The 9542-nt window shown below is 65.4% G+C and carries 10 protein-coding genes; 1 reads left to right on the top strand and 9 read right to left on the bottom strand.

From position 1 onward, the window contains the following. The 9 genes from ABWP92_RS14660 to ABWP92_RS14620 all read right to left on the bottom strand — a co-directional run. Nucleotides 1-301 (bottom strand): NAD(P)(+) transhydrogenase (Re/Si-specific) subunit beta (locus tag ABWP92_RS14660; RefSeq protein ID WP_353236136.1); only part of this gene is annotated, 301 nt, incomplete at its 3' end. 2 nt (nt 302-303) lie between these two features. After that, nucleotides 304-633 (bottom strand): NAD(P) transhydrogenase subunit alpha part 2, encoded by a 330-nt coding sequence (locus tag ABWP92_RS14655; RefSeq protein ID WP_353236135.1) that lies wholly within the window; start codon nt 631-633, stop codon nt 304-306. Between the two features lie 93 nt (nt 634-726). Next, a complete protein-coding gene (locus tag ABWP92_RS14650; protein ID WP_353236134.1) occupies nt 727-1455 on the bottom strand; it encodes a hypothetical protein in 729 nt (242 codons plus the stop codon). A 48-nt stretch (nt 1456-1503) separates the two neighbouring features. Next, on the bottom strand, nt 1504-2622 hold the full coding sequence (locus ABWP92_RS14645; RefSeq protein ID WP_353236133.1) for a Re/Si-specific NAD(P)(+) transhydrogenase subunit alpha: 1119 nt from the start codon (nt 2620-2622) through the stop codon (nt 1504-1506). A 304-nt stretch (nt 2623-2926) separates the two neighbouring features. Then, nucleotides 2927-3991, bottom strand: coding sequence for a class II fructose-bisphosphate aldolase (fba, locus tag ABWP92_RS14640; RefSeq protein ID WP_353236132.1), 1065 nt, complete (start codon nt 3989-3991; stop codon nt 2927-2929). A gap of 223 nt (nt 3992-4214) precedes the next feature. Then, nucleotides 4215-5651, bottom strand: coding sequence for a pyruvate kinase (gene pyk / locus ABWP92_RS14635; protein WP_353236131.1), 1437 nt, complete (start codon nt 5649-5651; stop codon nt 4215-4217). Between the two features lie 134 nt (nt 5652-5785). After that, nucleotides 5786-7177, bottom strand: a complete 1392-nt coding sequence (locus tag ABWP92_RS14630; protein WP_353236130.1) for an aminopeptidase P N-terminal domain-containing protein — start codon at nt 7175-7177, stop codon at nt 5786-5788. A gap of 72 nt (nt 7178-7249) precedes the next feature. Then, nucleotides 7250-7975, bottom strand: coding sequence for a TSUP family transporter (locus ABWP92_RS14625; RefSeq protein ID WP_353236129.1), 726 nt, complete (start codon nt 7973-7975; stop codon nt 7250-7252). Between the two features lie 268 nt (nt 7976-8243). Then, complete coding sequence (locus tag ABWP92_RS14620; protein ID WP_353236128.1) at nt 8244-9053, bottom strand: nucleotidyltransferase family protein; 810 nt, start codon at nt 9051-9053, stop codon at nt 8244-8246. 125 nt (nt 9054-9178) lie between these two features. Here ABWP92_RS14620 and ABWP92_RS14615 point away from each other — a divergent pair. Then, on the top strand, nt 9179-9542 hold a 364-nt coding region (locus ABWP92_RS14615), incomplete at its 3' end, for a thiamine pyrophosphate-binding protein (protein WP_502907547.1).

The raw sequence follows: 9542 nt of genomic DNA, 5'->3' as shown, positions 1-9542 counted from the left end.
CGATCATGCTGTGCATGAAGGCGACCAGTTCGGGCATCTTCGTCATCTCGACGCGATGGGCCATCGTCGCGCCGATCCCGCCGCCGACCACCAGACCGGCAAGCACCCAGACAAGGCCCTGCGCGCTGTTGCCCGCGAGCTTGTAGATCAGCGCGGCCGTGGTGCACACGGCAATCGCCATGCCGGCCATGCCGAAGACATTGCCGCGGATCGAGGTGGTGGGGTGCGACAGGCCCTTCAGGGCCTGGATGAAGCAGACGCTGGCGATCAGATACAGCAGCGTGACAAGGTTCATGCTCATGCTCACGCCTCCTTCTTCGCGTCAGCGGCGGGAGCGGCCTTGCGCTCCTTCTTCTTGAACATCTCCAGCATGCGCCGGGTGACGAGGAAACCGCCGAAGACATTCACCGCGGCCAGCGCCACGGCAAGCACGCCCATGGTCTTGCCCAGCGAGGTTTCGGTGAGCGCGGCCGCGAGCATGGCGCCGACGATCACGATGGCCGAGATGGCATTCGTGACCGCCATGAGCGGCGTATGCAGCGCGGGCGTGACGGTCCAGACGACGTGGTAGCCCACGTAGATGGCCAGGACGAAGATGATCAGATTGATCAGGGTTGGGGAAACGGACTCCATGAGCGTTCTCCTTGGTTTTTATGAATGGTGCTCTCCTGTACACCCTTTGCAGGGGCCGCGCGCCGCCTGCGCGGCGCGTGCCCCGGCATGCGGCTACTGAGGCAGCGCAATGGGAAACGGCGGCACGACGAATCGGCCATCCAGCATGGCAACACTGTTCTTGGCAGCCTGCACGAATTGATTCAGCCACTCCTGCGCCGGCTTGCCCGCGCTCAGGAACTGATCCGTGCCGACGGTTTTTGGCCGCAGCAGGCGTTGATCGACGAGAGCCTCCACCAGCAGGTAGCCGCCTTGCGCAGTCGCGTACCGGTAGGACACGTGCGAATAAGGCGCGAGCGGTTCAATATCGTGTTGCTTGATCCACTCTTGCAGCACCGGGCGATTCTTCGTCAAATAGTCTTCATCGTCCGCGCGCCGCTTGAAGCGCAGGCAGTCGATGCGCACGGGACTGCCCTTTGCGAAATCCTCCACCTGCACGCCCTTTTGCGCGGGGCAGCTGTGAGTCCACAAAGTCGTGTCCCGGGGGTCATTGGTCGCGTTGGTCTGCACGACGATCACGGCCAGCATCTCGCCCTGCGGGCCGCGCATGCCGACGGCCTGCGTGCTCATGGGCAGATCGTGCGAGACGTCATCGGGAAGCATGTTGAAGAGGTCGTTGCCGCCCTGCTCGATCCTCTCCCAGTCGCCAGGCGGCAATTGCAGCTGCGAGCGGCCCACCGGCACCAGGCCCGGCTGCATCGGCGCGCAGGCGGTGAGGAACAGAGAAGCCGCCGCGGCAGCCACGGCCGATGCGCATCGAACGCGCGAGAAAAACTTCAGCATGAAAGAAACCAAATCCTTGCTATCCCGATCGGCGGCAAGCCGGAAGCGTCAACTCTTGCGCGTGACGGCGCCTTCATGGGCCACCAGACACGCGGCCACGATGTCGTCTTCGCGGTTGACGTGCAGCTTGCCGTCCTTGTCGATGATGAGTTTGAGAAAGTCCAGAACGTTGCGAGCGTACAGCGCCGACGCATCCGCCGCGACGAGCGCGGGCAAATTGGTCTCTCCCACGAGGGTCACTCCATGCTTGACCACGGTCTGGTCCGCCTCGGTCAGAGGGCAATTGCCGCCCTGAGCCGCCGCCAGATCGATGATGACCGATCCGGCCTTCATGGATTGGACCATTTCCTGCGTCACCAATACCGGAGCCGCGCGCCCGGGAATGAGCGCCGTGGTGATCACGATGTCGGCCTGCGCCACGCGCTTGGCCACCTCGGCGCGCTGGCGCGCGAGCCAGCTCTGCGGCATCGGCCGCGCATAGCCGCCGACACCTTCGGCTGCTTCTTTTTCTTCCTGGGTCTCGAACGGCACGTCGATGAACTTCGCGCCCAGCGACTCGACCTGTTCCTTGACGCCCGGACGGACATCGCTCGCCTCGATCACCGCGCCAAGGCGCTTGGCCGTGGCAATCGCCTGCAGTCCGGCGACTCCGACGCCGAGAATCACCACGCGCGCCGCCTTCACGGTGCCCGCCGCCGTCATCAGCATGGGGAAAAAGCGCTGGTAGCGATCCGCCGCCATGACCACCGCCTTGTAGCCCGCCACATTGGCCTGCGAGGACAGCACGTCCATGCTCTGCGCGCGCGTGGTGCGCGGCGCGGCCTCCAGCGCGTAGGCGGTCAGGCCGGCCTCCGCCATGCGCTGCAGGCCGGCGGCATCGAACGGATTGAGCATGCCGACGACGGTGACGCCCGCCTTGAGCAGCGGTATTTCCGCCTCGGTCGGGGCGCGCACCTTGAGCACCAGATCGGCGCCGAAGGCGGTATTCAGGTCCACGATGTCGGCGCCGGCCGCCGCGTAGGCCGCGTCGGTCACGCTGGCGGCGACGCCCGCGCCGCCTTGCACCTGCACCGTATGGCCCTGGGCCTTGAGTTTCTTGACAGTCTCGGGCGTCGCCGCGACCCGAGCCTCCTTCGCCACCGTCTCGGCTGGCACACCTATCAGCATGGTTTCTCCTGGAGTTTTGTATTCTTCGCAAGAAGAGCCTGTCCGTTCGCCACGGACGCAATGCCGGCCAGCCAGTGACCCCAGGCGCGCAGACATCCCCTCGTGTGCCAGCGTATGGCGTTGTTCCGGACATTCTGATGGACGATTCAAACACCGCCACCCATCGCAACGGAATACTTACAAAAAGCTTTCAAAACAAGGGATTACCCTTAGTCAGAGTGTTGTATGCCATCCCAAAAAGCAAAACCCGGCGTCCCTTTTCGGGACGCCGGGTCTTGGCACTTTCCACTGGAGCGGAAAAAAATCAGTTTACAAGCTGCTGGAGCGAGCCTGCGGCATATTTCGCCGCCATTTCAGAGAGCGGAACACCCTTGATCCTGGAGCCCTGTCCCTCGCAACCGAATTCGAGGTAACGCTGCTTGCAGATCAGCCTGGCGGCCTCGCGCGCGGGCTTCATCCATTCGCGCATGTCGAACTTGTCCGGATTCTCGGCCTGGAACTTGCGCACCGCGCCGGTCATCGCCAGGCGGATGTCGGTGTCGATGTTGATCTTGCGCACGCCGTACTTGATGGCTTCCTGAATCTCCTCGACCGGCACGCCGTAGGTTTCCTTCATCTTGCCGCCGTACTGGTTGATGATCGCCAGCAGGTCCTGCGGCACCGAGGAAGAACCATGCATCACCAGATGGGTGTTGGGGATGCGGGCGTGGATTTCCTTGACGCGGCTGATCGCCAGAATGTCGCCCGTGGGCTTGCGGGTGAACTTGTAGGCGCCGTGGCTGGTGCCGATGGCGATCGCCAGCGCATCCAGTTGCGTGGCCTTCACGAATTGTGCGGCTTCCTCCGGGTCCGTGAGCAAGGCGGAGTGATCGAGCACGCCTTCGGCGCCCACGCCGTCTTCCTCGCCGGCCATGCCGGTTTCAAGCGAACCCAGGCAACCCAGTTCGCCCTCGACCGTCGCGCCGATCTTGTGAGCCATTTCGACGACCTTGCGGGTCACGTCGACGTTGTAGTCGAAGTCCGCCGGCGTCTTGCCGTCCTCGCGCAGCGAGCCGTCCATCATCACCGAGCCGAAGCCCAGGTTCAGCGCGCCCTGGCAAATGGCGGGGGACGTGCCGTGATCCTGGTGCATCACCAGCGGAATGTGCGGGAACGCTTCGGCAGCGGCCTGGATCAGGTGCTTGATGAAGGGCTCGCCCGCGTACTTGCGTGCGCCCGCGCTGGCCTGCAGGATGACGGGAGCGCCCACCTCGTCGGCAGCCGACATCACGGCCTGAACCTGCTCCAGGTTGTTGACGTTGAAGGCCGGGATGCCATAGCCGTTTTCGGCGGCATGGTCGAGCAGTTCGCGCATCGATACGAGAGGCATGGGGATGGTCCGTAAGGTAAATGTTGATCAACAGGCACCGGCACGCTGGTCGCGCGCCCCACCGGGCTTTCGCCCGCCGCGCGCGAGTTGGTAACCGGTTGGTAACTGGTGATTTTAACGCCATGCCCGGATTCCGGGGTTTTCCCCCCGGACAGCCCCCGCCGCGCAAGGTGAAACGCCGGGCGCCCCTCCCGGCGGCGCATGCGCCGCCGACCCGTGCCGATCAGCGCGCGCGGCAGATTTTCATCATGTTGGTCCCGCCCGGAGCCCCCATGGGCTCGCCGCAGGTGATCACGTAAAGATCGCCCTGCTGAACGATGTTGCGCATCTTGAGATGGTTTTCCGCCTGGTCGAGCGCCGTGTCCCTGTCGGCGCTGGTGTCCATGAGCAATGGCCGCACATTGCGATACATGGCCATCCTGCGCTGCGTGGCGACCTTGGGTGTCAGCGCGTAGATCGGAATGTGGATGCGGTGGCGGCTCATCCACAGCGCGGTCGAGCCGCTTTCGGTCATCGCCACGATGGCCTTCGCACCCAGGTGATGCGCGGTGAACAGCGCGCCCATGGCGATGGACTGGTCGATGCGGCCCAGCGTCTGGCCCTGGAAATCGTTGTCGCGGTCCGGATCTTCCGCCGCCTCGGCGGCCGCGCAGATCGTCGCCATTTCACGCACCGTCTCCAGCGGATAGCGGCCGGCGGCGGTTTCCGCGCTCAGCATCACCGCATCGGTGCCGTCGAGCACGGCGTTCGCCACGTCGCTCACCTCGGCGCGCGTGGGCACCGGGTTGGTGATCATGCTCTCCATCATCTGCGTGGCGGTGATCACGAACTTGTCCATGTCGCGCGCCATGCGGATCATCTTCTTTTGCAATGCCGGAACCGCCGCGTTGCCGACCTCGACGGCCAGATCGCCACGCGCCACCATGATCCCATCGGAGGCGCGCAGGATTTCCTCGAGCAGCGGCACCGCCTCGGCCCGCTCGATCTTGGCGACCAGCCCCGGGCGGTGGCCCGTGCCCGCCGCCGCCACGTAGCAAAGCTGGCGCGCCATTTCCATGTCGGTCGCGTTCTTGGGAAAGCTCACCGCCACGTAATCGGCCTGGAAGCTCATCGCGGTCTTGATGTCCTCCATGTCCTTGGCCGTCAGCGCTGGCGCGGTCAATCCGCCGCCCTGCTTGTTGATGCCCTTGTTGTTGGACAGTTCTCCGCCGATCTTCACCGTGGTGTGCACCGCGTCGCCGCGCACGGCATCGACCTCCAGCACGATCAGGCCGTCATTGAGCAGCAGCGTGTCGCCAGGGCGCACATCGCGCGGCAGTTCCTTGTAGTCCAGGCCCACGCCACCGATATCGCCCGGCTCGGCGCGCGAGGCGTCCAGCACGAATTGCGCGCCCTCCTCCAGCATGACCTTGCCTTCGGCGAACTTGCCCACGCGGATCTTCGGGCCCTGCAGGTCGGCCATGATGGCCACTTCGCGGCCCGCGCGCTGCGCCGCGGCGCGCACCATGGCGGCGCGGTCGATATGGTCCTGCGCCTTGCCGTGGCTGAAGTTCAACCGCACCACGTTCAGCCCGGAAGCAATCATTTTTTCCAGCAACTGCGGATCGCTCGAAGCGGGGCCCAGCGTGGCGACAATCTTGGTAGCGCGACGGATATGCATGACCATCAAAGTTCCATGAGAATTCGTAATCGAGTTTCAATTTTTGCATGAATCGGGTTACATGACCGGAACTTCCGGTGCTGCAGCGCACAAAACATGCGCCGCATCAGGCGGCCACCCGATCCAGGCGCGGATCAGTCCCGCATCAAGGCTTCGATCTCATCGGCCTTCACCGGCACGCCGCGCGTGAGCAGCTCGCAGCCGGTTCCGGTCACCACCGCATCGTCTTCGATACGGATGCCGATGTGATGAAACTGCTCGGGCACGCCCGGCGCGGGGCGCACGTAGATGCCGGGCTCGATCGTCGTCACCATGCCCGGATGCAGGATGCGGCTGGGGCGGTTCTTGATGATCTCGCCGGAGAGCGGGTCCCGGCGCTCGCTGACCGCGCCGACCTCCGAGGGCTCCACGTAGTTGCCGCAGTCATGCACGTCCATGCCCAGCCAGTGGCCGGTGCGGTGCATGTAGAACTGGAAGTAGGCGCGCGACTCGATCACGTCCTGCGCGGTGGCGTGCCTGTTCCTGTCGATCAACCCCAGGTCGAGCATGCCCTGCGCGAGCACGGCCACCGCCGCGTCGTGCGGATCATTGAAGCGGTTGCCCGCCTTGGTCACGGCGATGGCCGCCTCCTGGCTGGCGAGCACCAGGTCGTAGAGCGCGCGCTGCGGGCCGGTGAAGCGGCCGTCCGCCGGGAAGGTGCGCGTGATGTCGCTGGCATAGCCGTCGAGTTCGCAGCCCGCATCGATCAGCACCAGCTCGCCCTTGCGCAGCGGCGTCTTGTCGGCGCGGTAGTGCAGCACGCAGGCATTCGCGCCCGCCGCGACGATGGAGTCATATGCCACGTATTGCGCGCCGCTCTGGCGGAACTCATGCAGCAGTTCGGCATCGAGATGGTATTCACGCGCGTCCTCGCCAGCGCGCAGCATGCGCGCCGAGCGCTGCATGGCCCGCACGTGCGCGCGCGCGCTGATGACGCCGGCGCTGCGCATGATGTCGATTTCATGCGCGTCCTTCACCAGGCGCATGTCGTCGAGCAGCGCGCACAGATCGCGTTGTCCGGTCGGACACAGCGCGCCGAAACGCACGCGTGCGCGCACCTTGTTCAGCCAGCCCTCGACCTGCGCGGCCAAGCCCTCGTGCGTGGCGAACGGATACCACACGCATTCGGTGTTTTCCAGAAGGCGCGGCACGCGCGTGGGCAGCTCGGCCACCGAATAGGCGGCATCCACGCCAAGCGCCGGCACCGCGGCTTCCGGGCCCAGGCGGTACCCGTCCCAGATCTCGCGCTCCTGATCCTTGGGCTGGCAAAACAGCGTGCTCGCGCCATCGGCTGCCAGCACCAGGCAGGCGTTGGGTTCGGTGAAGCCTGTCAGGTAATAGAAATAGCTGTCGTGCCGATACAGGAAACCATTGTCGCGGTTGCGCTGGCGCTCGGGCGCCGTGGGAATGACGGCGATCCCGCCCTGGCCCAGTTGCGATGCCAGGCGGGCGCGTCTTTGCGCGTAGATGGATGCGGAGGAGTTCATTGCGCCATCGTACTGCGCGGACGATATCCACGCAGGCGCGAAGCCGGAAATATCTCCGCCGCCCCCGGAACGTCAGAAAGCGGAGACGAGCATGCTGACACCGGCCAGGAGCAGCAGGGAGCACACCAGCCACTGCAGGACGCGCACCGGCAGTCTGGGCGGGTGCTTGGCCAGGAACCAGGTCACGCCCGCGACCACCGGCACGGCGAACGCCGAGACGACAAGCGACGCCCGCGACAGCTCGCCCGCCGCGATGACCACGCCCAGGCGCAGCACGGTATTGGCCAGAAACAGCACCAGCAGGCATTGCCGGATCAGCGCCGCGGGCAGCGGCTCGCGGTACAGGTGATAGACGATGGGCGGCCCCGAGGTGGAAAACAGCCCGCCCAGAATGCCCGAGAGGCCGCCCGCGACGTACATCGACAGCGTGCTCGAAGGCTTCTCGCGGCGGCCCTTCTGCGAGAGCAGCAGCACCGCGCAGCCGATGATCGTCACGCCCAGGAGCATGCGCAGCACGCTGACGAGATCACCGCTGAGGAACTGCAGCATGCCCAGGCCCGCCAGCACGCATATCTGGCTGCTGATGAGCATGGGCTTGAGCAGGTCCCAGCGCGGCTTGAACGGATGGCTGCGCAGGTACACCACGCCGTTGACCAGAGAAAGCAGCCCCGCCACGTTGGCGGCATCGGCAATCGGGATCAGGTGCAGCGCGCCCGAGAGGCCGACGAAGATCAGCGCAAACGCGAACCCCGTCAGGTTCTGGCAGGCCGACGCCAGCGCAACAACGATCAGCAGCATGCAAAAGCTGCTCCACTCCATACCCATCTTCCCGCCCAATTCCCGTGAGATTCACGATCAGGGCTGGATTCTGACGGATATGCCCGCCGATAGCGGCGGGGTGGGATATTCAGAGTTGCCAACACGACCCGGCAAACCGAAGGTTTGCGATCGAGACGAGGCGCGAAGCCGCAGGCAGTACAAGCGTACGACAAGGCGAAGCAACGACGTATCGAGGGTTGTGTTAGCGGCTCTTATTCAGGCTCATTCAAACTGACGGGGAAACGCGTCAGTCCGCCGCATTGAGCTGCGCCAGCCGCTCGGGCGTGCCCACGTCCGTCCAGCGCCCCGTGTACAGCGTTGCGCCGACACGGCCCGCATCCATCGCGCGGCGCAGCAAGGCCGCGAGCGGCGCCGCGACGCCTTGCGGATTGCCGGGGGCGATGTCGCACCACGGTGCGCGAAACAACTCCGCCCTGAGCAGCGCGATCGTGCTGTAGGTATGGCGCGGCAGCCCGTCCGGCGCGTCCTGCGGCAGGTTGAGCGCGCGGCCCGTGCCGCTGCCGGGAAAGGTTTCCCGGAGCGCGAAATCGCCCCCGGGATTGTGCGCAGGATTGGGCACCAGCCAGACATGGGCCAGGTCCTCGCCGGCCGCGAACGCACGGGCGCGATCGGCATCGAACGCGAAGTCCGGCGCGAACACGTCGCCCGCAGCCAGCCAGAACGCGTCGCCCAGCAGGGGCAGCGCGCGCGCGATACCGCCAGCCGTTTCAAGCGCATGGTCGAAGTCCCGGCCCTCGTTTGAAAAGCACAGCCGCGCTTGCCGCGCCAGCGCCGGAAAGCCGGCCGTCAGATGAGCGGGAATCTGCTCGCCGAGCCATGCAGTGTTCACGACGATGCGGTTGACGCCGTCCCTGAGCAGCGCATCCACGTGCCAGTCCAGCAGCGCCCGGCCCTTCACCTGGAGCAGCGGCTTGGGCATCCGGTCGGTCAGAGGCCGCATGCGCTCGCCACGCCCCGCCGCCAAAAGCATGGCGTCGAGGCTTGCGCCGACGCCGTCAACGGCGGCGATTCCCGGGGACAAAGAAGCAGTGTGCATGGGCTCACACTGTAGAGCATCCACGGCTCCAGAAGCCGAAATGAAGCCCCTTGCCAGCCCCGGCATCGGTCCATTAGTAAAATAGGGGGTTTTCTCTACCCAGTCCCACCCGGAGCCCGCCCTTCATGGCCAATTCACAACAGATGGCGAATGCGATCCGCGCACTCGCAATGGATGCCGTTCAACAAGCCAATTCCGGTCACCCCGGCGCGCCCATGGGCATGGCCGACATGGCAGTGGCCCTGTGGGGACGCCATCTGCGTCACAACCCCGTCAACCCCAACTGGGCTGACCGCGACCGCTTCGTGCTCTCCAACGGCCACGCATCCATGCTGCTGTATTCGGTGCTGCACCTGAGCGGCTACGACCTGCCCATGGAAGAGCTCAAGAACTTCCGCAAACTGCACAGCAAGACCGCGGGCCACCCCGAGCACGGCATCACCCCCGGCGTGGAAACCACCACCGGCCCGCTGGGCCAGGGCATCACCA

Origin of the sequence: Diaphorobacter ruginosibacter (assembly GCF_040396215.1) — a bacterium.
GTDB classification, from domain to species: domain Bacteria; phylum Pseudomonadota; class Gammaproteobacteria; order Burkholderiales; family Burkholderiaceae_C; genus Diaphorobacter_A; species Diaphorobacter_A ruginosibacter_A.
This window is presented reverse-complemented; position numbering and strand designations above follow the sequence as displayed.

Bases quoted from the DNA above. Each gene is read 5' to 3' on its own strand.
- ABWP92_RS14655 (WP_353236135.1), bottom strand. From the start codon at position 633: ATGGAGTCCGTTTCCCCAACCCTGATCAATCTGATCATCTTCGTCCTG.
- ABWP92_RS14650 (WP_353236134.1), bottom strand. From the start codon at position 1,455: ATGCTGAAGTTTTTCTCGCGCGTTCGATGCGCATCGGCCGTGGCTGCC.
- ABWP92_RS14645 (WP_353236133.1), bottom strand. From the start codon at position 2,622: ATGCTGATAGGTGTGCCAGCCGAGACGGTGGCGAAGGAGGCTCGGGTC.
- fba (WP_353236132.1), bottom strand. From the start codon at position 3,991: ATGCCTCTCGTATCGATGCGCGAACTGCTCGACCATGCCGCCGAAAAC.
- pyk (WP_353236131.1), bottom strand. From the start codon at position 5,651: ATGCATATCCGTCGCGCTACCAAGATTGTCGCCACGCTGGGCCCCGCT.
- ABWP92_RS14630 (WP_353236130.1), bottom strand. From the start codon at position 7,177: ATGAACTCCTCCGCATCCATCTACGCGCAAAGACGCGCCCGCCTGGCA.
- ABWP92_RS14625 (WP_353236129.1), bottom strand. From the start codon at position 7,975: ATGCTGCTGATCGTTGTTGCGCTGGCGTCGGCCTGCCAGAACCTGACG.
- ABWP92_RS14620 (WP_353236128.1), bottom strand. From the start codon at position 9,053: ATGCACACTGCTTCTTTGTCCCCGGGAATCGCCGCCGTTGACGGCGTC.